This is a genomic window from Vibrio sabulosilitoris (genome assembly GCF_055391395.1).
The window spans coordinates 206471-232760 of record NZ_AP029601.1 but is presented as its reverse complement, the minus strand read 5'-3'; the positions used below and the strand labels follow the sequence as shown (position 1 = coordinate 232760).

The 26290-nt window shown below is 44.1% G+C and carries 24 protein-coding genes; 19 read left to right on the top strand and 5 right to left on the bottom strand.

Translation table 11 applies throughout. The features are described 5' to 3' along the window. Window positions 1-2 precede the first annotated feature (2 nt). The 3 genes from ACZ5R2_RS23975 (at window position 3) to ACZ5R2_RS23965 (ending at window position 3912) form a co-directional block, all read left to right on the top strand. On the top strand, window positions 3-1226 hold the full coding sequence (locus ACZ5R2_RS23975; protein ID WP_464900717.1) for a hypothetical protein: 1224 nt from the start codon (window positions 3-5) through the stop codon (window positions 1224-1226). A gap of 264 nt (window positions 1227-1490) precedes the next feature. After that, window positions 1491-2813 carry a recombinase RecT gene (locus tag ACZ5R2_RS23970; RefSeq protein WP_464900716.1) on the top strand — a complete coding sequence of 441 codons (1323 nt, stop codon included), beginning with the start codon at window positions 1491-1493 and terminating at the stop codon, window positions 2811-2813. A gap of 349 nt (window positions 2814-3162) precedes the next feature. Beyond that, window positions 3163-3912 (top strand): DNA/RNA non-specific endonuclease, encoded by a 750-nt coding sequence (locus ACZ5R2_RS23965; protein ID WP_464900715.1) that lies wholly within the window; start codon window positions 3163-3165, stop codon window positions 3910-3912. A 102-nt stretch (window positions 3913-4014) separates the two neighbouring features. Here the strand turns inward: ACZ5R2_RS23965 and ACZ5R2_RS23960 are convergent, their stop codons facing one another. Continuing rightward, window positions 4015-4257 carry a TfoX/Sxy family DNA transformation protein gene (locus ACZ5R2_RS23960; protein ID WP_464900714.1) on the bottom strand — a complete coding sequence of 81 codons (243 nt, stop codon included), beginning with the start codon at window positions 4255-4257 and terminating at the stop codon, window positions 4015-4017. A gap of 165 nt (window positions 4258-4422) precedes the next feature. Between ACZ5R2_RS23960 and tnpA the strand changes: the two genes are divergently transcribed. Genes tnpA through tnpC form a run of 3 tightly spaced genes read left to right on the top strand, consistent with a single transcriptional unit; the run spans window position 4423 to window position 6707 of the window. Next, the gene (tnpA, locus tag ACZ5R2_RS23955) at window positions 4423-4731 is read left to right on the top strand and encodes an IS66 family insertion sequence element accessory protein TnpA (RefSeq protein ID WP_464900713.1); all 309 of its coding nucleotides are present in this window, start codon (window positions 4423-4425) and stop codon (window positions 4729-4731) included. Continuing rightward, window positions 4731-5099 carry an IS66 family insertion sequence element accessory protein TnpB gene (tnpB, locus tag ACZ5R2_RS23950; RefSeq protein WP_464900712.1) on the top strand — a complete coding sequence of 123 codons (369 nt, stop codon included), beginning with the start codon at window positions 4731-4733 and terminating at the stop codon, window positions 5097-5099. Before tnpA ends, tnpB begins: the two co-directional genes overlap by 1 nt. A 48-nt stretch (window positions 5100-5147) precedes the next feature. After that, on the top strand, window positions 5148-6707 hold the full coding sequence (tnpC, locus tag ACZ5R2_RS23945; RefSeq protein ID WP_464902408.1) for an IS66 family transposase: 1560 nt from the start codon (window positions 5148-5150) through the stop codon (window positions 6705-6707). A gap of 42 nt (window positions 6708-6749) precedes the next feature. Here the strand turns inward: tnpC and ACZ5R2_RS23940 are convergent, their stop codons facing one another. Together ACZ5R2_RS23940 and ACZ5R2_RS23935 are read right to left on the bottom strand one after the other, a co-directional pair. Continuing rightward, window positions 6750-7079, bottom strand: coding sequence for a hypothetical protein (locus ACZ5R2_RS23940; RefSeq protein WP_464900711.1), 330 nt, complete (start codon window positions 7077-7079; stop codon window positions 6750-6752). A 25-nt stretch (window positions 7080-7104) separates the two neighbouring features. Beyond that, window positions 7105-8067: a peptidoglycan DD-metalloendopeptidase family protein gene (locus tag ACZ5R2_RS23935; RefSeq protein ID WP_464900710.1), complete on the bottom strand. Its 963-nt coding sequence runs from the start codon at window positions 8065-8067 to the stop codon at window positions 7105-7107. 572 nt (window positions 8068-8639) lie between these two features. Here ACZ5R2_RS23935 and ACZ5R2_RS23930 point away from each other — a divergent pair. Then, the gene (locus tag ACZ5R2_RS23930) at window positions 8640-11081 is read left to right on the top strand and encodes an Ig-like domain-containing protein (protein ID WP_464900708.1); all 2442 of its coding nucleotides are present in this window, start codon (window positions 8640-8642) and stop codon (window positions 11079-11081) included. 407 nt (window positions 11082-11488) lie between these two features. Then, window positions 11489-12280 (top strand): hypothetical protein, encoded by a 792-nt coding sequence (locus tag ACZ5R2_RS23925; RefSeq protein ID WP_464900707.1) that lies wholly within the window; start codon window positions 11489-11491, stop codon window positions 12278-12280. Between the two features lie 333 nt (window positions 12281-12613). Here the strand turns inward: ACZ5R2_RS23925 and ACZ5R2_RS23920 are convergent, their stop codons facing one another. Then, window positions 12614-13003, bottom strand: coding sequence for a hypothetical protein (locus ACZ5R2_RS23920; RefSeq protein WP_464919480.1), 390 nt, complete (start codon window positions 13001-13003; stop codon window positions 12614-12616). A 715-nt stretch (window positions 13004-13718) separates the two neighbouring features. On the opposite strand from ACZ5R2_RS23920, the gene ACZ5R2_RS23915 reads away from it, so the two are divergent. From ACZ5R2_RS23915 to ACZ5R2_RS23900, 4 genes are all read left to right on the top strand, one after another. Then, entirely contained in the window at window positions 13719-14393 is a 675-nt protein-coding gene (locus ACZ5R2_RS23915; RefSeq protein WP_464900705.1) for a hypothetical protein, read from the top strand. 283 nt (window positions 14394-14676) lie between these two features. Continuing rightward, entirely contained in the window at window positions 14677-16587 is a 1911-nt protein-coding gene (locus ACZ5R2_RS23910; RefSeq protein ID WP_464900704.1) for a hypothetical protein, read from the top strand. Window positions 16588-16844: 257 nt separating this feature from the next. Further along, window positions 16845-17690, top strand: coding sequence for a P-loop NTPase family protein (locus ACZ5R2_RS23905; protein WP_464900703.1), 846 nt, complete (start codon window positions 16845-16847; stop codon window positions 17688-17690). A 647-nt stretch (window positions 17691-18337) separates the two neighbouring features. Beyond that, window positions 18338-19981: a hypothetical protein gene (locus ACZ5R2_RS23900; protein ID WP_464919479.1), complete on the top strand. Its 1644-nt coding sequence runs from the start codon at window positions 18338-18340 to the stop codon at window positions 19979-19981. A gap of 333 nt (window positions 19982-20314) precedes the next feature. Here the strand turns inward: ACZ5R2_RS23900 and ACZ5R2_RS23895 are convergent, their stop codons facing one another. After that, complete coding sequence (locus tag ACZ5R2_RS23895) at window positions 20315-20665, bottom strand: hypothetical protein (protein WP_464900701.1); 351 nt, start codon at window positions 20663-20665, stop codon at window positions 20315-20317. A 107-nt stretch (window positions 20666-20772) separates the two neighbouring features. On the opposite strand from ACZ5R2_RS23895, the gene ACZ5R2_RS23890 reads away from it, so the two are divergent. From ACZ5R2_RS23890 to ACZ5R2_RS23860, 7 genes are all read left to right on the top strand, one after another. Continuing rightward, a complete protein-coding gene (locus ACZ5R2_RS23890; RefSeq protein WP_464900700.1) occupies window positions 20773-21246 on the top strand; it encodes a hypothetical protein in 474 nt (157 codons plus the stop codon). Between the two features lie 46 nt (window positions 21247-21292). After that, a complete protein-coding gene (locus ACZ5R2_RS23885) occupies window positions 21293-22480 on the top strand; it encodes a hypothetical protein (RefSeq protein ID WP_464900699.1) in 1188 nt (395 codons plus the stop codon). Window positions 22481-22768: 288 nt separating this feature from the next. Next, window positions 22769-23392: a hypothetical protein gene (locus ACZ5R2_RS23880; RefSeq protein ID WP_464900698.1), complete on the top strand. Its 624-nt coding sequence runs from the start codon at window positions 22769-22771 to the stop codon at window positions 23390-23392. A 129-nt stretch (window positions 23393-23521) separates the two neighbouring features. Continuing rightward, the gene (locus tag ACZ5R2_RS23875) at window positions 23522-23746 is read left to right on the top strand and encodes a hypothetical protein (RefSeq protein WP_464900697.1); all 225 of its coding nucleotides are present in this window, start codon (window positions 23522-23524) and stop codon (window positions 23744-23746) included. 333 nt (window positions 23747-24079) lie between these two features. Then, the gene (locus ACZ5R2_RS23870) at window positions 24080-24595 is read left to right on the top strand and encodes a hypothetical protein (protein ID WP_464919478.1); all 516 of its coding nucleotides are present in this window, start codon (window positions 24080-24082) and stop codon (window positions 24593-24595) included. A gap of 607 nt (window positions 24596-25202) precedes the next feature. After that, complete coding sequence (locus tag ACZ5R2_RS23865; protein ID WP_464900696.1) at window positions 25203-25790, top strand: hypothetical protein; 588 nt, start codon at window positions 25203-25205, stop codon at window positions 25788-25790. A 98-nt stretch (window positions 25791-25888) separates the two neighbouring features. Further along, a complete protein-coding gene (locus ACZ5R2_RS23860) occupies window positions 25889-26278 on the top strand; it encodes a hypothetical protein (RefSeq protein ID WP_464900695.1) in 390 nt (129 codons plus the stop codon). Window positions 26279-26290: the final 12 nt, after the last annotated feature.

Here is a 26290-nt window from a genome sequence, read left to right as displayed (position 1 = left end):
TCATGGACTGGGAGTTGTATCCAAAGCGCGGGAAAATCAAACTGGTTGAGAAGTGGGGTGATTGCTGGTGGTCTAAACCTGCTTACAGGTCACAACAAAAAGCACAATCAAAACTAGCAGAGCTCTATGAACGAGAGCTGCACGCATATTGCAGTTGCAATGGTACGGCGCGTATGTTCGTTAGGCGTTTAAATAACACACACGTCCTTGTTAATCATCCCATCGAGGGGCGGCACAGAACTGGTTGTCCGCTCCACACCGAAATTTCCGGGGAGATTTGCGCCATAACACATGGTGGGGATTGTGATTACAATGAGTTACTGACGTTTTGCCTGCATGACACAATTGGTGAGTCCACGCCAGGAAACACTGTTTCTTCGGTCAAAAGTCAGAAAACAGCTGGCAATCGTAACAAATTACATAACTTGCTTTTGCAGCTGATGGCGGATTCGTACTCAAACTCATTCTTTCCAAAGAAAAAGCTGTCAGAGCTCGGCGCTTTAGCCAAAATTCATGCTGAATCTAAGCACATTCAGTTTGGCACTGAGACGTTGGACAAAGCATTATTCTACGGTGCTAAAGGGGAGTATTTCGCGACTCAAAAACTCACAAGAAAAGGGCAGTGGAACGGAGCAGGTAGGCCACACGTATTCCTGCTAGAAACTATCAATGAAGTCACTGAGGAAGGCGGCACATTAACATTCGATGGTGTAGAACGCTACTATCAACGTGTGATACGTCCTGGCCGACCTAACACACGTGGCCCCTTTTTGGCAATCTCAAGCCTTGTGCTTGACGATGACGGTGATGTGTTTCGGCATTCTGTCTGCATAAAGCCTGTAGCATCGAGAACGTTACTTATGCCGGTGGATAGTCACTACGAGAGATTAATGGCTGAAGCTTTATTTAGAGTAATCAATGAGGCGGCAACAGAGACCTATTCATGCTCCTTAACAAAACCAGTGCGGCCGAAGCAAGGCCCACATGGAGAGCCTTTGTTGCCTGACTTTATACTTAAAGTGCGAGAGAAAAAGCGTGTGGTACAGACTCACCTCATCGAGGTCATGGGCGGGAACGACGATGGTTATGAAGAGCGAAAGGCAAGGCTCGTACCGCTCATGCTTGATTCATTCAAAGCGAATGGGTGCCATGAAGTAGATGGTAAGAGATTATCAACCGAAGCTCATATGATTGCTTTATTATGTATAAACACCGAATTTATCTGATCGGAAATGTCGTAGACTTGTCCGTAACCACAATTTGATACGATAGAGCTATCGACCATCATTAAGACCGGTAGCCAATTTATGTATCAACATTTCAAGCAATATCAACTCACAGACTCCACACTAGCAATTAATGGTGTCCGCGCGTCAGATACGCCAACTAAGCGTGTGCCTCCCCTAAAGCGAGCTACCAAGAAGAAGGTTAGCTCAAAAAGTGAACGATATACAGATAAGTTGACACGGCTCTGGAAGGGTCTTTTCCTCTTGTCAGATCAATTGATCGACACAGCGGTTGAATCAATAACCTTCTTTGATGACCAAGTACAGGGTGAAAGGGAGGTATTGTTTTTCCTAAATCATCTACTTGTCGAAAGTCATAATTGTGAGGGTGGACTAACATCTTGCTTTGCGCCAATTAATTCGGATCCAAACTCAATTCGTCAAGCCATCTACGACCTTGCAATTAGTGGCGGAACAGTGGATCCATTGTTCCCAACTGGTTATACCCAAGTTCGCTTTGACAAGATGTCAGGCAAGTACTTGCTGTCATTCCAATTGACTTATCGTGGTCGTTTACACGCTGCAAAACGTTCGGGTCTCTTGAAAGACTATATTGCTAAACTTGTTTATAGAAAAGATAAGTTTGAATGGCGCGGCAATAAGCAGCAGCCCATGCATCACTACAGTCCGTTTGACAGTGCCCGAGGAGCAATTTTAGGCGGTTATTGCGTGACGGTAAGGCCAAACGGTGATGTTGATTCACGCTACTATGAACTATCTGAGCTAAAGCAGATCCTTGAGCTTTCAGACCAAGACATAGTCAATCAATGGCACGAAAAAATGCTTTTAAAAACGATGATTAATCAGACGTCTAAGCTATGGCCATATTATGTGGCAAACCCCGAGGACGTGATTGTTGACGCCAAGCTTGAGCGTACTACTGGTAACCGCGAGTCAGTGGATGACTTTTTGGCTGTAGCGCCGGTAGGTGACTATTTAACACATGCACTTTGCTACGGTATGTCCCTTATAGGCAACAAGCAGAGGGCAGCCAAAACTTTCAAGGAGTACGTAATGGCGCTTTCTTCCGATCATAAACTGATGGAAGAAACACCGGTGTTCTCTAAGTTAGTCGCATTTCTTGCACTCTCGAAGTACCAACTATCGATGAACAAGATGGCTCAATCAGTCTACCTAGCGCCATATAAAGCAGGTGCAATTAACACTGTTCACATCGGCATTATGTATAAAGGCCTCAGAGAGATTGCTTTTAACGGTGTTTTGAAAACCACTTTAGAGCCACCTCACCAGATTGAGTATGAGTTGGTTTATGCGAACGATACTGTCCTGTACAAAGGCAGTTACACCATCCCAGACCACGCCATCGATCATAAAAAGCCACGAGGAGCTATCGTTGGGGGATACGTGATAATTCACCGAGAATCTTGTACCAAGGTGGTCTACGTAGATAAAAGCACGTTAGACAGGGTCGCAGCATGCGCCAAATCCACTAAAGTCCAGAAGACTTGGTCAAAGCAGTATGCAGAAAAGTCAGTACTAAGGCAGTCATTTTACCAGTGGATTTGATGGATTTAATAGGCAAAACATTGCTATATAAACAGAATTGCATAAGGTACAATGAGTGAATAATAACAAATTTAACATGCAAATTTGCACTCTAATTGAGATGACTTTGCAAGGTGAAGATGTCAGATCGTATTGCAAAGAGCATCGGTTGGACTGGTTCTATCGTCAGCTTGAGATCATTGCAAGGGCATATAAGACAGGGGCTTTTCTAAAAGAAGAGATAAAGCTTATCTATCTTAGGAGTGAGCATTTAGCAGACACCTTCGCGGAGTTGGATCAATTGAGTGATCGAATTTGCAAGTCAAACACCCCCGTCAGTGCGGTGCTATCACGTAGGAGGCTACATTAAGTGGCTAAATTTATACTCGGCATAGGATATGCCTTTGCGACGTCAGTACCCCTGTTTTTGTATTCGGCAGGCGTAGAGTCACAAATCAAAGTTCGCGAGTACTCGAACCATAAACTGTACATAGACTGCTCCATTCGTGCACCGGTTCTATTTGAGTTTAATTTAACAAAGGATTTATCGACATTACGGCCACAAGAAAGTTTTAGCTTTGATCCAGATTTACCTAGGTCTTGTCAGCAGACTTCGATTGGGCCCTATAAGGGCTCTTTGGACGGCATCAGGTTCCGGCAAGGTCTGCTTGTTGACTCAAATACCATGGACATGTCGTTCCGAACCATTCAAGAGACTTATATGATGCCGAACGTTGTACCGATGTCTCATGTTCTACGAAACGGCGGCTGGAAATACACCAATGATTTCCAGGAGTGTGAACGAGAAATCTCAGACATCTATGTGATCGGCGGGGCAGTCTACTCTAACCCAAATAACGATATTTTTCGGCAGTCACATGGTATACCCACACCAAATCATTTGTGGAAGGTAATTTTCTACAAAGACACTCACGTTGCTTGGATGCTCCCTAATGACAACACAGTGAGCTACGATGAAACGAATAAATACTTGGCAACGATTGGAGAGATTGAGGCTGTTGTGGGGTACCAATTATTTCCAGAAGACGTCGATAGACGATTTGTGGCAAGTCCACGACTGATTAGTACAGATCGAAAGCCTAAGTGCAAATTTAGTTAAGTTCTCACAGAATCACCAACCTCATTACATGAGCTTTTGGCCCCGCGAGAAACCAGTTTCACTTAGCCGATGTAAGCGGCTAAGTGAACATCGTATAACCCGTCATTGACTGAACAGATAATGACGACTCTGCTCAAGAAAAGCTGCCCTTGCCTCGTTTTGTGAACGAGTTTCTTTTGGAAGTACACTGTAGTGCACTCCGTGAACTGCACCCTCTAGAGAGTGGAGAAACGTAAGCGACTTGACTCCTGACTTTACATAGGCGTAGACAGAGCCAACTGACCGAAGATCGCTCAGAGATAAGATCCCGCAAGTTCTCAATATCCTCACGTAGCGGCGATTCATGTTAGGTTGACCCAGTAGGCCAACAGCTGTTTGCTTAGGTCGACCTTCGTACCCATTAGCTTTACGGTTCGTTTTACTATCTAGGTAAGCGCTTAATTCTCGACATCATTCCCATTTAAACCCAAGCCCCGATAATGACAATAGTCATTACTAATGGAGGCTTATATGTCATCTCTACAGCAAGCTTGGCAGCGTCATATCGAGGCGTGGCAAACCACTAATCTCTCGCAAGCGCAATACTGCCGAACCCACGACCTAGACCAATCCCAGTTCAGTTATTGGAAGTGCAAATTCAATCGTAAAAACTCAGCGACGACATCCGTCACCTCCAAATTCGCCCTAGCACAAGTTGAAACTGTCACCGAGCATATCAGTTCATTGCTCACGGTCACCCTGCCAAACGGTGTCCAAGTTGAAGGCATTGATGAGTGTAACGCTCATGTCGCCGCAAAACTGATAGAGTGTATAAGCTAATGCGCCAGCCCACGTTAAGACCTGCGCTGACACTGCCAAAAGTCTATCTCTACCGTGACCCGATTGATTTTCGCAAGTCACATCGAGGATTAAGCGCTCTCGTTGAGCTAGAGCTCGGCCACAATCCGTTTAGCGGTGAGCTTTACGTCTTCACCAACAAACAGCGTAACAAAATTAAGTGCCTATTTTGGGAAGACAACGGCTTCGTGCTTTATTACAAGTCACTTGCCCAAGAGAAGTTTAAATGGCCAAAGCGCACTGATGAGTTAGTCACCCTCACGGGGCAGCAGATAAATTGGCTGCTTGATGGCTACGATATCTCCTTGATGCAAGGGCATAAAAAGTTGGAATATGAGTCATTGTTTTAGCGACTTAATTACCAAGTTTTAGTATAATAAGCCCTGTTCCCATAAGGCATTCAAGGCGATTTTACTGTGACTTCTTCCGCTGAACATTTAGCTGAAATCGAGCGACTTCGAGCTCTGCTAGCTGAGAAAGAAGTACAGGTACAAACCCAATCTGCTCGCATTGATGTGTTAGAAGAGGTGGTGCGCCACCTGAAAATCAAACGCTTCATGCCGAGCAGTGAGAAAACCAATGTTGACCAGTTCCTGTTGTTCGATGAAGCGGAGCTCTGTACTGACCCGAAGGTTGAGCAACATGAAAAGGATAATCAAGACCAGAGCAAGAACAACACGTCTAAACCTTGTGGCCGCAAACCACTGTCTAGCGATTTACCTCGTGAACAAATCTTCCTTTACCTAACCGACGAGCAAAAGACAGGCGCAAAAAGTACCTTCTTCGCTAAAGTGAAAGAAGAGCTCGATATCGTGCCTGCAAAAATCCGTGTACTTGAGTACATGCAGGAAAAAGCGGTGTTCGATAATGACGGTGGTCAATCCATGGTCGCTGCGGAAATGCCTAAACATCCACTTCCTGGCTCATTGGGTAGCACAGGTCTGATTGCTCATGTCATCACATCAAAATACGTCGATGGGCTGCCGTTATATCGCATCGAGAAAATGCTTCGGCGCTACGGTGGCGAGCTCTCACGGGCAACGCTGGCGAACTACGTCATGAAGTCCGCTCAGCTGCTCCAGCCACTGGTGAATCTGCTACGAGAGCACCAGAACAGTGGCGACATCGTAGCGATGGATGAAACTCGTATCCAAGTACTGAAAGAGCCTGGTAAATCAGCCACATCGGATAAGTACATGTGGGTCTCATTAGGCGGTTCGTCCAGCCAGCAAAGTGTGTTGTTCCACTATGAACCCTCTCGTAGTGGCGATATTCCCGTGGATTTACTTGAAGGCTTCGATGGCTACCTGCAAACCGATGGTTATGCGGGGTACAATCCTGCCTGTAAGAAATATGGCTTAACACATGTTGGTTGTATGGATCATGCTCGTCGCATGTTTGTTGATGCGCAGAAAGCTCAACCGAAGGGTAAAAACGTTAAGGTAAGCAAAGCGGATATCGCTCTTAATACCATCAATAAACTCTATCGTGTTGAGCGGCAGCTGGCTGACCTTAAGGAAAAGCAGCGGATGACTGCCGAAAAAATCGTGGCGTATCGCCAAGAGCACAGTGTTCCACTACTAAATGAGCTGAAAGCGTTCTTGGAGAAGAACCTCAACAAGTGCCCGAAAGAGAGTTTAACCTACAAGGCGATCAACTATACACTCAACCAATGGTCGAAACTGGTGGTTTACGCAGGTCACCACGAGCTACGTATCAGTAATATCATGGCTGAAAATGCTATCCGCCCGTTTGTGATTGGCCGTAAGGCATGGCTGTTCGCCGATACTTCACAAGGTGCGAAAGCGAGTGCCGTCTGTTACAGCTTGGTTGAAACCGCTAAGTTAAATGGCCTCGAACCATATAGCTACCTACATACCCTCCTGACTCAGTTACCATACGCTGAAACGCTTGAGCAAATAGAAGCCCTGTTACCTTGGAACTTGGCTAACGATTAGATCGTTGTGGTTAGGCAGTTCGGTATGCTGAGTATTGAGCGCTTACCTATCTAGCGCTTGCTCGGCAAGTTTCGCGATAGACCGGTCAGGTCTATTTGGCATCACAAAAAATTTCGTTATTACCTCTGCAGGGACACCGCGCGGGCTGTTTTTTATAAAACGGTGAGGTTTCCATCCTTTATCAATCAATTCAGCTTTGAATGAGTCGTATGCTGCGATAGCTATATCACCATCAACAATTTTGACGACCGTTGTTTTATTAATACTGATCTGGTAGCTACCAAAAGCTTGATAACCTTTGACTTCGCCTAAGTGTTGGAGTTGTTCCACCATCATAAGCATCGTTTTTCTGTCCTTTTTTCCTATCGCCATCTTGTTCTAGTTTGTTGCTGTTCTTTTATCTAAGTACCAGTGCAGTCCGTATGCTAAGCTCTTTTGCGTTATCCAGTAGACTGTTCCAAGGTATAAATGCCATCTCTTTGAGCGCCTTGGCGCTCTCCGGTGTATCAAAATTTACAAACGGGTATGGATCAAGCTTTCTACCTAAAAAGACAATCTCGTAGTGGAGGTGAGGCGCAGAGCTGATTCCTGTGTTGCCGGTATACCCAATAATGTCTCCCTTGCTGACAACATCGTGTTGACTGACAGCGAAAGAGTCCATGTGGCTATATGATGTTGTAAAACCTAAACCATGGTTCAGGCGAATGAAGTTGCCTGAACCTAAGCCTTTACCATCAGGTCTTATTGCCTCTACTACTGCGTCAGCAGGTGCAAAAATTGGAGTGCCAACATTCGCAACAAAATCAATCCCCTTATGGAACTGAGAAGCGCGTGGATGATTAATTGATCGCGGTCCAAACATCGAGCTGACCGCGTTTCCTTCTGGAAGCACTGGGCCAAGTGGAATGCTATGACTGAGCATTAGCTTTGTTGTTGCTTCGACTTTACCGTGATTAATGGTATCGGCAAGTCTAATCGGTGGTGAATCCTCAATATCGAAAGCGAACGCCATATCAGAGAATTTAGCATTGAGAGTAACAAGAGCATCTTTAACATCAATAAGTGCGGACTGTTTATCTTCAAGCTCATAAAAAAGCCGATCGTGGCTGAACCGTAAGCTCTCCAACTCAGCCTGCCGTTGAGATAACTCAGCACGCTGTTCGACGATGATATCTATTGCAGTATTTAAGTGTTGAGCGCGCGATACTGTCTCTTTGAACTCAGCAACAGTCATGGTCTTCGTTGACGAATTGATGTTGTAGTATCCGTAATTTTGAAGTAACGACATATTGGTATCGAAATAGAAAGGATAACTTGCAGTCATTATTAAGGCAGAACAGAGCAGGGCAGGTTTGATCATTTTGTCACACCGCTATTTGTCCTAGCTCTTACTATTGCCTTAAAGCCACGGTCGATAACGCCGAGTAGTTGTTGACTGGTCAATTGACCACCAGCGCTCTGAAAGCACTTCCCCATGATTGTATTTGCAAGCGGGTTCGACTTTTCTGTTCTGTAATAAATTTCGCCACTGCCGGTATCAAGAGCAACAATTGGCCTGTCGTCGATATAAAACAGATTGTAATGAGCGTGAGTAACAGAACGCACGGCGCCATAGATCGACGCGAGCGACAAAATTTGAGTACAAGTTATCATGTTCAACGTCCGTTGGAGCTTTAGTGTTTACGGGGGTACATGTTGATTTTCTCATATTACTTTCTGGAACAGCAAGGTGTTGCTTATGATTTGTGACATTTTTTACAATCGTTTTCCTGAACGGTCTTTTAAGAGTGCGCAGAAAGCCTCAGCTTAAATGGCTGATGAAAATACTAAAATGCCCCATATGAATAGAAATGCATCACCAAAAGCGCTATCATTTTCGCGAATCCCCAAAATAACTGGCCTATGGTCAAACCTAACTGAATAGGTGACATCGTGAAACGAATTTTATCGTTCTCGGCCTTGTTCACATCTGCGCTGTCATTTGCTGCAGTAGAGCACGCTGACTATACCGATATTTATCAGAATCAAAGAACAACGACTTTATCAGAGACCTCGATCTCATATGTGAACAATTCAAGTGGTATCAACTTAGCACTGTCAGCAGGACTTGACCGCCGCTTAAGGTTAGTGACAGCTAAGGATGGTCAAATCACTAGCGATAACCTCAGCTCAGTCATTGGTATTGACGACATGATCACCATCAACGAGCGGTCTTTCTATGGCAAGATGATGACGGCGCCGATAGGCTCGGATGGACTACATAATATTACGATTGAAACTCAAACACTTGCTGGTACTGTCGTGCACACAGAACAATTTGAGGTACTACGCGACACGCAAGCGCCTGCAGTAGGTGAGATGTTCATCAACAGCTACGGTGGTACCACAAACGAGTTTACTCCACCGGACGTTTGGTATACTGGTTACTACAGTAATAACTATCTACAAATCAACGATGTAGATGACCAATTCTCTGGCGTTGACAAAGTTGAAATAGTCAGCGTAATCTTCGAACTGGATACGCCAACGGAATACAAGCGTCGTACACTGGACTATGACTTTGCTCAAAAGTTCGCTCGATTCAATTTTAGCAGCGACAGTAGATTTTGGTTACACGATGACAACGGTGAGTTGATGCAAGGTGTAAAGTTCGAGATCACTGATCGTGCTGGAAATGTAACAGAGACACCAATTCAAAAGATGTACTATGATACCGTTGGAGCGGTTGGTCTCGAGTTAATTGGAGTTCGAGAGCCAGGCAGCACAAACGTAATGGGTGGCCAAGAGGGATACGTGCCTTATGTCCCTGGAGCAGAAGTATTCGAGAATCCGATCTCATTGTTGTATCGAATACCGAAAGATCAGCATAGAAAGTATGTCCGGGGTGGATATAACGCGCAAGGCTCGACAAGCCAGCTCTACGACGTAGATGATAATTATGTCTATGCCATATTTACGAGAGCATTCAATTTCAAAGACAGTAATCACATAAAGTTTTCCGACCAACGCCAGTGGATAGCTGAACGCGTGAATTACAATTTGGTCCTCGCGGAAGGGGTCCCAGAATCACCTGTGCGCGTGGGTGGCGCACAGTATAATTACACCGATATTGGGTGGTCTAGTTGGAATAGGTGGCGAATACAAGTCGATAAACTTCCGATCGAGATATTGGGGTCTAGACAACGGGTAGAACCAAGACCGTACGTTCAACGTTGGAGTCATGGTGGCTATTCATGTGAGATACAGCCTGGAGACGACATATGCGAAACTGTGCATGATAAGCCCTGGGTGTTGAGTAAGGGAGGGAGTGGCTATTTTCACGGTAGCTCCAGCATTAATAGTGCGGATAATACCCTAGTTGGCCCGCCATCTTGGGCGAACGTCAGCTATAACGATCGATATCCACCTGAGATCACAGATTATAGGGTGGAAGGAAATATTCTATATGCGAATGTGTATCAAGAAATGGCTGGTTCATGGTTTGATAACCTACGTTTGAACAAACTGATCTTAATTGACGAAAATGGAGCAGAAGTACCGGCCACTCGGGTACTTAAGAGAACCGGTGTCTATTATGAAGCGGAATGGGATTTAACTACGGTACCCGAGGGCCAGTATATCGTTAGCATCTACGCTGAGGAAATGCATGGATTGAGTGACGCAATTGATGGAGTACACACATTTTTAAACGATACAACACCACCAGTCGCAACATTTGGTTATGCAGGTCAGGATGATGTACCGGAAACTATCACGCAGTTGAGAGACATAGAGATACGTATCGAGGACGCTTTATCTGATGTGTTCATCGAATCACTCGATTTGAAAAGTCGAGATGGAACCGTGGATGTTGCGCTTGGTTATAGTCTCATTGCTGGCGGTGGCAAGAACAAAACATTTAGTCCTGAGCTTCCTCGTTTGTTTCCAAGCTTGGACCCGTCAAAGACTTACACAATCACTGCAGTTGCGCGCGATGAGTTTTATAACACTGTACTGATCAGCTTAGACTTCAGTTTCATACCAGACAACCTTGTTACAATGAAGACGCAAACGTCTCTGCCGGTCTCCGTAGAGATACAAGCCCGAGATAATCAAAGCGTGGCCGTCATACGAAGTGAGCAAGTGCTGATTTTGGAGGATGGAAGAGCCGCGACCGGCCCACAAGAAGCGATCGTTACGCTAACAGCCACCTCAAAGTACCCGGTTGAAGTCGATGGTCAAACCATAAAGCCTGGCGAAACGAAGAACATAGTCATAGATCTTGGTCCCTCGGGTGGCGAGTTGATGATCCCAGTGATTCCGTTGGCTCATGATATTGAAGGTCTTTCTGATCTAATGTTTGAAATACCTGCTCTTCGTTCAATGTATGAATAAACATAAGCCCATATTACTCCATTCGATATGGGCTTGTTATTTTCGTTGAATCTAATTGACTGAAGATCACGAGTATGTGGATAGTAAAAAAGCATGTGCAGCGTAGCTACTATCAGTAAAGAAGGAGATTGCTCATAGTTGCAATCTCTATTTCATTGTGTGTTTGATTTGCTCAGATAACAGCGGAAATAAAGCAAGATATCGTACTCCGTATTGGTGAGAGCAAGGTTTACCTGATCTAAAATGCCCTAATTTTAAATTTATAAACAGTGTGTTAAATTAAGCTCATGGGCACATAGAGCAATGGTTGTTTATCGTTCAGACGCTACCTTTGCCAAACCACCTAATACCAAAAACCTCTCACCACTTATGTGGTGTTGGATGCATTTTATACAAGGATTGAAAAAATGAATAAGAAGTTGATTATGCTTTTACTAGCAACCGCCATTGCTGGCTGTAATTCGTCAGACTCAAAGGGAACTGGACCTGACGATGATGGTACAGATGAGGATGGTGGAAATGCTGGCGGTAGTGTTACTGAAAATGCGGTGTATGGAGAGTACAGCAATGGTATCAACACAGATGACCTAGAAGTATTACTTCGTGTGAGTCGCTACGGTGCTATTAACCTCGAGTTTGGAGACAACCTTATCTACGGTGGTTGGGCAGGTTCGATACGAGTCGATTTTGATGAAGAAAACAGTTTCACTCAAGCACTGACTGTACGAAATGCTAATTCAAACTTGGCAGATGTTGAGCTAACCGTAACTAACTTGAATCCTGACCTGTTGGCACCAACGGAATATACTCTGAAGTCTGATGATCTTGGCATTGAACAATCAGGAACTATTGCTACCATCCTCCCTCAGGAAACTGAAGGTGCATCACTTGCTCTTCTGAATAAGGATTTTCTGGGAGATGAGTACCCACGTGCTTATGAATATCTAGGTGACGGTAAAGTCACATTTGTTAGTGATAGAGGGTGTGAGGTAGAAGCGAATGTCTACCCATCATATTTGCTTTCGTGGGAATATGACGTAGAGGTTACAGGGGTACGCTTTTGTGATATTCCATTTGTCGAAGGGCAGAGCGGTTTTGCCAAATATATGCAATCACCTGATGCCACACGAGCCTCTTTGCACGCGTACGCTGATATAAAATATTATGAGTCATTTATTGGAGTTTGGTATAAAGAGTAACAATAGTTTAGCGTGTGAGCCACAATCACGCGTCTAGAAGATCAAATATAACTGATAGTCTGTCACTTTAATAGCAGCTAACGATGGTCATCGATTGGCTGCTCATCACATCCCTTCAGCAAGCACAGCAATGTTATCCCCACTTAAACAGCACATTGGCCCTATACCTTTTGTTGATAGTGCGAACAACCCATTCAACTGAACCGTTTAGAATTATCATCGTTAATTTCGATCGAACCTAAGATTGTCCTACTGAATCGCTAGTCAAGACAAATAATAGGAGCGCATCAAATGCGCCCCTGTTATTATAGAAACTGCTCATTTAGTGATGGTTTATTTGAAAATGAAGTGCTGAAAAGTCTCTACGAAAGTAGAATGCAACTTACGATCCATTGCTAGCCAGTTAATAAACACTTCTTCTAGTTCCGTGGAATTGGGGCGATTATTTGGGTCAGGAAACTCTTCGATACAGGCCTGCGTTACATCTTCGGTTAAGGCTTTGAATTCTGCGTGAGAGCCAATCAGTTCCATACACCCACCACGACCGTCATTTTTAACATCGAAGACGTGAGTATCATTTTTGAAGATCCGGGCCTTAAAGGCCAACGTCTCTTCACTCATTTCTGGGAAGGTCTTGTGAGCCTTAACCGTCCATTTTTGTAGGGCAGTTCGAACGGCAGGTAGAGCAGGTGCCACGCCAACTTCCAGATCGCATGCCGACACTTTGTAAGCTTCATCGGAACCAATGATGTCCACGTTAGCGTAATTTTGACCCGTCGCCCCGCGAGTGACGATAACAGAGAGGGACTTATCATGAATATGAAACGTGACAAAATCCCCCTTAGAGACCTTCTTATGGCAGTCTTCCAAGTAGGGTCAGGAGCGGCGCAGCTAGCGCAGCAGGTTTTTGTTCAGATGCTCGCACCTTGTGTTTCGATATCAGTGAGGCGGTTGATAAGATTGAAAGCACTTTCAGCCTGCCGTCAGAGCCGAAAAAATAACACTTAATTTGCCTTTGTGTTTTATCACAAACCCCAATAGTGTCTCATTCCCATTAACAAAATCTACTAATTGGTACTCGGTAAATGAAATAACTTTAACTCCAATTGTCAGTTTAAAAATAATACAGGTCATTCTAACAGCTCGAATGAGTAATCAATTGATCTTATCTTTCGTAAAATAAAAGCTGGGTTACAGGTTTCAGGCTTCGAACTTTATCATTTTGTTGAATGTGTCAATTAAAAACTATATGATTGTCAAGTTTATTTCTTTTAGTTTTTATTTAATCGATACTATTGGAAATAAAACAAAGTAACGAGAATAGAACGATATAAAATATCAAGGGAGAAGATCAGTGAAGAAACCTGCTAAAAGGTCAGCAGTCATCAGATTGTCAGATGTTACTCGACTTGCACTCGAGGAGAAGGGAGTCGAGATCATGCTACGAGAGGCTTTTGGTGAACTGTATGAGGTTCCTATGCACATCAATGCAATAGATAACCCATCCAGATATCAGACCGGCTGGCAGTTGCGCTTTAATCGAGTCTCAGAGAAACCATTTTCGAAGTATTTGTCGGTGACAGCTAGCAGCGGTCGGAGTCATGAGGAGGCTCTTGAGCAACTCTCTGAACTGTTGATGGATAAGATAGAGAGTGGCCAAAATGTAACTCACTCACGGATCAATAGAGGTCGAGACAACCTGCCTTTTCGAATTGGGATTGCCCCATCAAAAAAAGAGCTGCCCTATTACGAGATGAGATTCTTCCTGCACAAATCAACAGCTGGAAACAAGTCTTACAACCTAGAGTGTAAGCTTGGTTGCCTCGGCTCAAAATATTCTGATTTAGTGGCACAGGCTCAGAGTGTACATGGCGAGTGGTATCAGCTCTGGAGGTGGCGTAAAAATTTCATCATGGAATATGGATTGGATAAGCTTGAGGATTACCTTGCACATAATGGATTGCCCATACTTGACTCGACAGCCTTAGATGAGGACAAGGATTTTATAATACCAGTAGAGAGGTTCGAGAAGGCACTTAACAAATGGAATGAGCGTTTGGCCAAACGAGGTCTCGATCATCTAATCACTCACAGTAGTGTAAAAATTGATTAATCAAACTCTCGTCATGGTGAGGTAGTCCCACCTCACTCTGACGATTACAGAAAAATATTTCATTTCCCACAGGATAGTGATTGCTATTGAGGCATTCGATACTTGATCTCAAATAAAATTAGCCACTTAGTATTGCGCGCGATTCATTGGGCTTCTTAAGGTCGGTAAAGTTATTTGATTTCCTTCGTAGCTTATAGGTTATAAAACGCTCAAAATTTTCTTGAAAAGGCTGCTTCAGTGACTATTATGCCGCTCAAAATTTATTGATGGGCATATTAAAATCATGAAAGAAATCATCAAACCAATAAGCGCGGGGCTCAAAGAGTGGAGAAAAAACGCGGCAATTGCCGCGATAATCCGCATGGCAAAATTACCAGTCGAGAAACTAGCTAGTTTAACCTCAATTTTGGATTTTGCGTCTAATGATGACGTCGCGGCTATTCAATTAATATCGCCGCCACAGGCCGGTAAAAGCGCTGTTACTGAAACGTTCGGTAAGATCGCAGCTCAGGTCAGTTTGGAGCAGCGGTTACCGATCACACAATGCCTAAACACATCTGGCAGTACAGTTCTGCTTTTGCAGGGCTTAAACAGCAGGGATCTGCTAACTCAAACTCGCAAACTGTATAGTCCGGCTAAGGGGCCGATTGGCTCTTTAGTACGGGCCGAATTGATGCTCAATGCTAATCGGATTTTGAAGGAGTATAAGGCGAATAGTGTTGTTCCGGGCTCAGTATTAATCGATGAGTCTCATCTTGCAAACGCTGAGGATACTAAAAATCTACCATTGGTGATTGAGCAGTTGGGATCTGAGTGGTCATCGGTTTTGCCGCTATTCGTATCGGCGACTCCATTTTCGTTTCTGACTGAACTAGATGATCATGGAGAACTGCCAGCTTTAGATGGTCCTGTACGAACGGTTGTTCAGCAGCCTAGTGAGGGATACAGAGGGATAGTAGAGTTTTTTGACAACGGCCAGATAAACCAGGTGCCCAAACAGCACATTAACATTACGAAAGATTCTCCATCTCGAAGACGGTTTCTTGAGCATTTGAGGGGTTCATCTGGCTCACTCGCTATCGTGAGGTTAGGTGAGAGACAGGTAGAAGCAGCTAAGCAGCTCATAGAACGAGAGATACCTAGCGCTCAGGTCATGCTATTAGGTGAACGCTGGGTGGGTGCGTCATCGGAGGAGATGTCGACACTAACAGATTTAGAAGAACTATTCGCCAATCAGCAAATCACCGGCCAGCGGCAGAAGTTGATTGTGTTTGTACGCAATGGATTTAGTGCAGGCATTGCACTCTCGGAAGAGATGAAGGCAAATATCTGCGCTGTATGGGAAACCTACCGAGGATCGCTTGCTAGTCAGCAACAGGGGCTGATCGGCCGAGTCAGTGGCTATGCAGATACGACAGGGTTAGAAATATTTATTGATTTCGAGGATATCAGTGAATACGTTGAAGCACAGCGCGCACTCTACAAAGATGCCGACCTCGGTCCACTGAGGGCATACCTGCCGACAGCACTGAACTGCAGAAATAGCCTAGACTCTGAGTCACGACAAAAGCGAGAGCAGGTGTCAATTCGCAGCATGGTCCACAACATTGACTATATAGCGACAGTAGATGCAAGTGCTCTGCTAGATAACAACAGTGAACATCTGGCGATCAAGCTCGAACACCAACTATTTGAAGCTACTGGTGACTCTGAGGTCCATGGCCTAATTCACTATGCAATGAACAGGTACCAAGTACGGACTCGAGCGCGAAATCTGAAGTACAACACATTTGGCACACAGCATTCGGTACGTTACATCGGACAAAATTATCTCCGCCAACGGTCGCCGAGTCTTTTGCAGTTGTTTAGAGATATAGCTGATGACGGACTAAGCGCATGCTATTATGAGCGGATGGTGACCGTAGGCGCAGATGCTCTGGGAGCAAGGTCGAAATTTGGAATCTTAATTAGCTCACCAAACCTCCCATTAGATCAACCCGTATCGGTGGAAGATAATGCGCGAATCATGGATCTACTTAGTGATGGTGGGCCGCAATTGAATGCTGGTGGTGATAAGCCTAATCGCCTGATTTTGATAATTGTGCGTCGTGGCGTGCGAGAAATTGAGAATGAGGATATCTTAATTGATCAACCGCCAAACAATGTTTATGGCGTGAGAGCAAAAGTTTCTTAGCCCTAAATCAGTTTAATTTTGTACTTAGGGACACGCCCCATTTATGTAGATAGTGCCGCAAGTGCCGGGAATAGCCCCCGGCCTAGCGGAACTGTTTGACACTTTCTTTCTTATAGATATGATAAATATCACCACCATTCAATAAGTTGCCAGCATACTTTGGGCAGAAATACCATCAAGATTACTATTACCAGATAGAGATGCTCATAACTGACAGTAAGCTCATTCTATCGGTATAGATTTCATAGGGAATGAAAATGCTAAATAACCTCACCTTTCCGTCAGGTCGCTCTATAACTCAAGTACGAAAAGACGCTAGGGCACTTAACAGTCATAGTACCGCGCACGCGCTTGACCTTTGTGCCAGAGATAACGGGATTGATTTGCCGTGGCATCAGGCGCTAAGACACCTGGTAGTCAACCCTAACAACCATCTGTTATCTCATCCGATGAAGCGACACAGTGCGAATCTGCCAGGCTTGACTGACCTACCACGGTTAGAACTGAGCCCACAACGGTCGGTTGCAGTTATTATCGGTCAAAGTGGATCAGGGAAGAGCATATTGGCGACTCAGCTTATCGGAACTGCGTTAAGACAAATGCCAGTTACACTGGTTGAATTAGCCTCAGACTTTCAAGGTGCGCTTGAGACCCGAAGTCACATTGGACAAGACGGCAAGTTACTCAAGGAGTTGGCACGGCAAAAATCCGCACATCCGGGTAAATTCACGTTGGTGCATGCCAGCGATACACTGAATTGCGCTGTAGAATCACTACTTATCATCGACGAGGGGTCCTCGTTCCACACGAAGGCAAGCGAAGAGCAAAAAGAGGCTGTTTCTAGACATATTAGGCAGGGCGGATTGACGGCTATTTTTGTTCAACACGAGAATGATCTGACAAATTTTTTTGAACCACTAATCAAGTCACATCTAGGATGTGTAGCGCTCTGTGGGCTAGCTGCTGTAAAACAGCATGTAGGCGAGGTACCAAAAGAACTGAGTGAAGCACTACAGTTGCGCACCGAATTTAATCTATTGCCATGGTTGATAGTCAGCGATGACAAGAGCGTCGGTCTTGGCTATGCACACTATGTCGACTAATTCAGTCTGGTAACAATCTATGTAAGTGTGTTAGCGCGAACTACTAACCTGGGTGTTACAAAAACCACCAGCCAGAAAGGAACTAAATTTGTTTAGATTGATACTCCTCAGCGCTGCATCGCTGAGTATCCTGTTAACTGGCTGTGACGCGAGCGATTAACCTGCAGCCTTGGGAATTGATTGTCGAGAAGAAATAGTAGAAAAGCAGATGCATAAAATCTCCAGCTTGGTAAAAGGTTGTAGTGCCAGCAACGCATCAATTGACAAATGTCATATGATGGATCGCGAAGTCGAAGAAATAAAATCGAACATTAAGCACTGTGAACTTGATACATTAACTGAACAACTGTTCACCGGGTTCGTAACTGGTTATGAGTCAGCTATAAAGGACTAATCGACAGTTTATGAGCTCATGATTGTTAAGATGGTGTGACATGTCTGATGCCCATATGATCAGGTGTAGTGTTCAGTCCACTTGCGTAATTAAGGAATACCCCTCAAGCCCTGAGCTCCCGAATAATAACCTACGCTGCGTAAGGCCCTATATTCAAACGTCTGCTTACCCTGTAGCGCCAACACCACGGCTTCTGCACGCAAAGACAGCAGACTTAACTAATGGCAGTACTAAGTTCTGCATAGGAATGAGAATGACTATTCAATACCACCTCGTTGACAACGATGATTATGAGATACGACGGATCCTAGGTACTACCAATCTTTCTAGCCTATCTTTACGGTACCTCAACACAATGAAAGAAGGGTTGAGATTCAGTCGTCTTGGAGTGAGGGCCTTGACGGATTTACCAGGCTCTGAATATACCAAGGAAGGTACCGATTTATACGTGCCGAACAACTTGCCTAACAAATCGTTTAGTATTTCGATAGAGCAATCTGATCACGGTGAACTGGAACCAATCGATATAGCACTAGAGTCCTCGAAAGCTGAGTACATACTCGTAGATATCACTTTCACTGAGGGGTCTTACCCTGTTAGAGATAACTGTTTCGATGAGTCCCCAATGTGCCAATCACATAATGACTTAGTTTGGGCGAACATTATTTTATCGTTCACTGTAGCCAGTCAATCGGTGAAGGAAGTCGACCGAACACTTGAGCACTTAAAGCGTCATTTTAGCTGCAAACAAGATCGATGGTCAGAGAAGCGAGACAATCTACTAAAAAAAATCATGTCAGCATTAAAGCCTCGTCAGTTCGAAAAATACGAGACAAAACATACTTTTTCTATGTCAAAGTTGTTCTCGATTTTTGCGTCAGGTTCTTATGGTCAGGTTAGCCATTCTCGCCATATTAAACCTATGCATATGAGACAAACGTTCAATCGCTATTTTGGCTTTGATCCGAGCATGCAATTTAGTTCAGCACCCCTAACAGGTTATTACAGTAGCTCGGTAACGATTCTTGATATGTACATACAGCATTGTAAGAGCTTAGGTTACCCAACCTTAAGTGTAGAACGAGACCCAAAAGCCTTTACTGATGACATCACTAAGGTTGAAATTAGCTCTAACACAGACCTGTTAGGTTTGTGCTCAAAACTCTGGAATGAGGTACCTACCAGCGATAGAAAGCATGATTCTTTTCAAGATTGTGGATTCTGCTCCAGAGCTGAGATTTGGCTGACTGATACTATCATGTCATTTTTAGCCGATAGCATAACGAGCGTAGAAGTACCGTTTGAGTATCGTAAGTTCATCAACAATTTTTTAGAAGGTGGGTATAAAAAATCCGCTGCTGGCCTAGCTAGTTTCTTACTTGCACTTGATGACACCAGTAAAGCCTCTCTCCCCGGCCTTGAGAAAGTACTCCAAGGTTTAGGAGAACTAACAGTGCCCCTAATCGATTATGGGCAACTTTTGGTTCAAAACAGTGTTTTTGTACCTACTGATCAGAAAGCGTTAATGACTGCAAATCTAGCAGTGCTCTTCTCAGCTACGCTTTTAGCTTATACGAATCATGAAGTAGGTGGTTTCGAGCAATTTAATTCTGTAAAGCTTGTTCTCACCGAGCCGCATATCGAAGCTCGCTATTTCCATGTCTACCAATGCCTGATGCGTAAGGCTCGAACACTTGGTATTTGCTGTGGAGTTCACCTAGATTTCGAACTAGATGTAACCCCATCAAAAGATAGCGGTGAGATCGCAGTTCGTAAGTTCGATTTTGGCTGTATGACCACAATCTTTGAAGGACAAACTCAGGGACAGTTTCAGTATGACCGGCCTGATAGTCCAACGATAGTCATTGATATGACACCTAAAACGCTGTGCAACTAAAAACATGTTCGCTTCTTGCTTCCAATAGGCTAGTTTGACCTTCGGTAATAAACTGCCCTTACGCCGCCCCAGACCCGTTGTGCTGCCGGGGCAGATAGGAGCGTGAATCACAATTTGAACTCTGCACTTTATTGCCTTGAGACGCCCCCGATCGGCTGTGCTTCCGGGGCAGGCAGGAGCGTGGATCACAATCTGAACTGCTGTAATAGTGCTGAAATTTGGTCGTCAGGCGAATGATGGTAGGCTTTGCGGGTTTATAAACTCGCGTAGTTGTGAGATTTCTTAACACAGCTCACAAAAAACTGACGTTCAACAATACTGCAATTAACTCATCTAACCCTCAACACGGTTCAACATTGCCATTAACTCAGACGCTCGTTTACGTCGATCACCGGTCTTGGTCATATCTCTCATTATGATCAGGTTCAACATGTTTCTAGTGAGTTCTTCGTAGCTAAGTTGATGTTGTTTCATACTTTGATAAAATCCTGTTCGGCATTTTTCGCGGATCTCAATCTCCATGGCATAACACGCAACGTCGCGCTTTTGGCGATAAAGCTCACGGAACTGACCATAGTCAATGCTCAGTGCTTGTGAGGGATGAGAGTAACCGGCATGACTTGATGAAGCGGCACAAATCGTGAACAGAAATATAGAAATAGAAGTTCGAGAAAATTTTGGCATAAATACATCCCATAAAGGTGTTTGATCTAAAAGAAGCGAGAAACAGATTATAAGCATCAGCTATTACAATCAATGGGTATACGGTCTAACTTTATAATTGGTAACTTATGCTCAACTCAAAAGTAATTGAATTAATGCCCTTGTATCTATCAACATGTCAACTGACCTATTTGAATCGTGCATCCGCAAGTAGTCATATTGATGAAAATGAATTAGTAGGGATTAAGATTGAAGACACTGATGGTAATGACTGCTTTTTGCCCTTTTCCTCTGTCATTAAATCAAAAATCGAAGATGAACACTCTCTCGATGATGGCTTCAATGTTGGTGACGAGATAGTGGTAGCTAATTTTGTTACAAGCTATATACATATTCGCTCACGCTTTGGGCAATTCAACTATCAGCTTGATCCGTTGACATTGAAGAACGATGGGTCCGTCAAGGTTTCTCTAGTAACTCATGAGCGTAATGCTATAAAACCTGCTAAAATGATTTTTGCTGTATTTAATGGTCTGCAGTTTGTATTACACCTCGTAGACCAGATCGAGACGTTCAGCGCAAATACGATATCAACAATATAACTAAAGAATTCAACCCACTCGGGCGGTTTTCGAATAAATGAGTAATATGAAGTTAGAAATTCTAGAAGAGCATAAGCTTAAGGCTGGCGCAAACGTCGCGGCCGCAAAGTCCCTCATTGAAGGTGGCAATTTAAGCGCGGCAGTGTGCGCGCTAGATACGTTCCTCGATCATTTGGCCTCAATAGCCGAAATCGCAGAGCAAGGCGTATCAGGGGTATCAGAAGCGGATAGGTTATCCAGAAAGCTTTCCGAGGCAGTACTGTCGAAACAAGCAGCATCGGCGCAAGCAAGCAGTTTGGAGCGTGAACTACACCAGGTGTCCAATCAAGTTGGAGCACTCGAGTCAAAGCTTAATGAGGCAACCGCGCAACTAGAGTTGGCCAGCACGCGTATAGCAGAGCAAGACGCTGAGTTGGAGTCACTGAGACCTACAGCAGCTAATGCAGTATTGATGGACAAAGAGCTGAGAGCTCTGCGTAAGCTAAACCCTACCAAGCTGGTGGCGGAGAACGAAAGCCTCATTAATAAGCACAATAAAGCACTTAATAGGAAAGGCCGTCAGATAGAAGCTCAACAAACCCGGATCTCTGAGCTTTCGGCACAACTAGCCAAGAAGAAGAAGGACGAGGAACTGACAAGCGGTATGACGCTGATCAATAAACACCCTGGGCAGACTGGAGAGGCAGATTATTCATTGACGTTATATCGGTCACCAAGGAAGTTCCGTTTGACCGATGACAACGCTATGCCACTAATGGGTGACCTACCATGGTCGTTATTGTTATCCTGCTCTAACGGCGTGTCAGTTGATGTTGCTTTCACAATTTACGGCTCGCCGGTTTATCCAAGTTGTGACGAAATAGCTCTGGATTTCCCGCGTGATATGAACTCTCTTATTCACAAGGAGTTCCTGAAGCTTATTGGTAAGTCAAGTGATGGGCTAAGCAAAGTCACTCTAGAGCTTATTAGGCAGTTTAAACAGGTTCCAGCGACCACTTTGGAAGTGATTACAGATGAAGAGAAAGCAGCGTTGCAAAAAGCAAAGCTAATCGATGCCTTTGATTGCGTGTCGATGACATCGAGAACATTTGCCTACACTCTAGAAAAATCAGCAAAATATGATCTTGAGTCCGGGCTTGCTCTTCACAAAAAACTCGTAGAGTTCGCAGTAAGTTATAAAAAAGACTTCTTTTCTGAGTTAAGAGCACTGTCTGACGAAATGAAAGTTGCCTAAATCACGGATAGGTAAGAAGTTTTAGAGGCAAGTGCAACAACAATGCCCACGCGGGCATTGTTGTTAATCTATCCGCTATATTGTGTTTGTTATTCCAAAATAGAAGCTAGATAATTTCAAATGAGATACGTCGCTCTTTGTTTAAGTGTTTTCTTAGTTGGTCTACTTATTTTTCTTTTCCTTGGAGAGCCTGATATAGCAGACTTTATTGCTCAATATTGGTTTAATTGAAGAGACAAGATTAGCGGTAGGCAATTTTGTATAACTGCACGAACCGGGTGAAGAGTTATGACAACATCTATCCAATATATCGCTTTTGTATTCTTGTCGTTACTAGCGGCTCATGCATACGCATGCCAATACCCAGAAATCCAAACCTTAGCTTCACGAAACCTCGAAATAGAATCTGATCAGCTAAAAATTGTACGCCAACTCGAGACCAAATTCGAGATGCACTCGATGGAAGTCGTAGATACTAAAACCGATTTAACCGGTCTCAGAATTGTCGGCACGGTTAGGCGGGGTCGCCCCCTGCCTAAAAACTCAGTCAAGCTCGGAGAACTTAACATTTTTCAAGTCAACCATGAACTCGACAGCAACTTTTATCGTAGCCTTAGGCCGGTATCTGAGACCTTCTTTATCAGTGAGGACTACAACCGTCCAATGCAAGTTCGTTTCGCAACCAACAATCTTCCAAAAGGGTGTGCAATGCGAGACGTACGGCTATACCGCTATAGTCAAGTTGTTGGCATAGACGAGTGGCTGTGGGTAGCTTCCGTGCGCAATTGGAACATAGAACAGCAATACGGATACGATGATCTCGTGGTCAACCTTACTAGGCTCGGGGGCGCCTATTTTTTGGGGGTCACTGACTGTCAACATTGGGGAAACCAATCGCTAGAAACATTGTAGGTGGTACAACGCTGCCGCATCCCGCCGATTTTACAGATTTTTACTATACAATATGTTATTCCCATAGATTTTGAATGAACGATTTAATATGATGAATTCGAAACCCCCGAATCGTTTAAGAACAAAATCATGAGCATTATTTTCACCATCGCGAAAAAACGTAGCAAAAACGTCTTTATCGGACGATTGATAGAAATTTTACTCGTCGCAGCAACTTTTGGCGGCGTCATATTATCACTCTATGCTAACTCAGTTGCACAGCTGCTAGCGTGCGCAGCAATCATCAGCATCGGCATTGTGAGTATGGTATTTTTGAAAAAAATAGATAAGGTTCGACGCGTTATTCATTCCTGAACTTCTTACTTTTGCCAGGTAAGCGCTACTATTGTTCCCTCAATACTACGAACAAGCTTGTGCAGAGGAAGACCACGGTGATCCTTGGATATATAATGCAGTAACTTGATTGGTTCGGCCTTTATGCGAGCCTATCAGTACTCAAATTCTATTTTTCACCTTCTGTTTTCACGCCAATTTGTTGTGGGTCGACTGTGCGGAGGCTCTTTATAGGGTTCAATATAATTTGGCCACAAAAATAGCCCTGCGCGTCCGAGAAATTTACCGGTCAATAATGTGTCAAATGCTAGTTCCTTAGCGAGCACTCGCGATAAACAGAGAAAGCTGTACAGAGTGAAGTCGGGTAAGGCCGCACCTCTAGATGTAGAATTTCTGAGTGAAGCAATTCCGCAACCTCACCTTTTCAGGTACCACGAACACCACAATCTTGATCCAAAACCTGTTGTTGGAGGCTTTGACATTCATCGAGAACCTTGGAATACCTGCGTGGTTCCGTTTGTTTACTACCCCAATGATGAGCCAATATGGCGAGACATAGACTCAAATGAAGCTGGGTATGTCTATGTTTGCACAACATTACGTATGGCAGAGGAAATTGCTCTCCGGCAACTAAATGGATTGAAAGAGCATATTAGTGCTCTAGACAGAATGCATAGTATCGCGGAGGAGGAACTCCACGATACTTTAACTTACCCCTACCACGATGTTCGAGCGCCACTTGATCTTGATGCAATGATGACAGGTAACATGAAGTGCACTTGGTTAACTAGTGAAACTACAGCAGGCGAGTTCTGGGACGAATGCATGAGGCGACGTAACTTAGCCGAACAATCGAGCGCGGGAGATTAGCTGCTCACCAGTTTAGCGGTAAACAAGATTAAACTGACTAGTCCTGATTGGGTTTAGACAGCCTTATTTATCATTGATTTGAGGCCAAGCCATCATTCGCTCATACATTGTTTCGCGCCGGTTACGGGGTTAGCCACAATGGGCTAAGTAAAAGTAAAATAGAGAAGTTCAAGGCGCTATACAAGGGGCCTTTCGCTAAAATAATCATTTTTTGCCCTTTATTCCTGATAGCTATCTTCGGTTGGCTGTTGATTACATCTAACAATAGTGGGCTTCAGGTATTGCTAAGTTTTACCGTTTTGAATGTATGTGCTCCAATAATACCCTTTAGTGCTGCTGTAATGCATCTGAACAGATAAAACGATCCGTTGTCAAAACGGAGAGAAATGGGATGCAAAAAAGCACTTTGAACTCAATATCACAGTCTTGTATCAAAGATTGTGATATTGAGTTTATGCATGGTGATGGTAAGAACGTGAGAAGATATTGATGAAGTTGCTAGGTACTTTGATATCGTAGGTCAGTATTTCACAGCTACTTCTTCATTGAGGTTTGGACCCTAGTGGCTACAGGAAGATTGTCATTAGATAGAATTTATGGAGTAAAAATGAACCGAAGTGACTATGACAGCTTTTTATACCAATTAGTGATCGAAGATCATCCTAATTCAGAATTTGACGATATCCCTCCGGTTGACCCGCGTGGTGAAATCACCGATAAAGAGAAGTTATTGGAACTTGCCTCTGAGATCCATAGGTTTGGAGTGCAGCGCAAAATGTGGTCTGCCAAGGCTACTTTATATATCGCAAATGTAGTGATAGGCGCGGGAGAACTAGGTGATACTAATCTTCCCGTTCAGGCGTACTTTACTGGGTTGGCGAGTTTGATGTACAAAATCAATGACCGGCCGACAAGCACCTGCATTATCCTCGATACGTTTAATCCACCAGTTGAAACCTTGCGTGATATGGCTGAGCTTATTCGAGGCTCATTCTCATTCGTTGCGCAACCATACGCGATCCCAATTGTTGTCTATGAAGATCAAGATCTCAGCAAGAGCTATCAACAATTAGAAGCAAAGCATAGTCATACATTTAGCACAATTGAATTAGAGCAAATGCAACGTTATGGTCAAACTTACTTTGGCTATGGGGCAACCACGCTGCTTCTACCGGTTCACACATCTAAAAGTTGAGGCTATTGAAGTGCCTTGACAACCTATGCCTCACTCAATGAGGCAAGTATGCACCATGCTGCGTTTTGCACAACCACCAATAGTAAGGAAGTACAATTGTGAAAATTGATTTGACGGAGAAAGAGGTCTATTTGATGGGGGATGCACTCATCAGTCATAGATGGAAAATAGAAAAGCAAGCAGGTGAGCAAGACCCTAATTTTCAGCTCTGTGCTCAGTTAGCAGATCGCTTAGCGTGTAATCATACAGGGGCACAGCTTACTTTCAAAAGCACAGATGGCACTATACCTTTGAGCAAGAAAGAGGCCGAAATATTAAGGCTTATTGAGAGGTTCACTGGCTTTGAGAAAACCCACCACAAAGCTTATTTGATCGATCAGATCGCCAGGCTGCTTTTGGCTGAAAAATACGATGATTGGGTGCTTGAAATGAAAAATGGTGACGATGGCCCTGCGACCTACGATTACGATACTGGAATCGCGCCATAATAAATTGGTAAA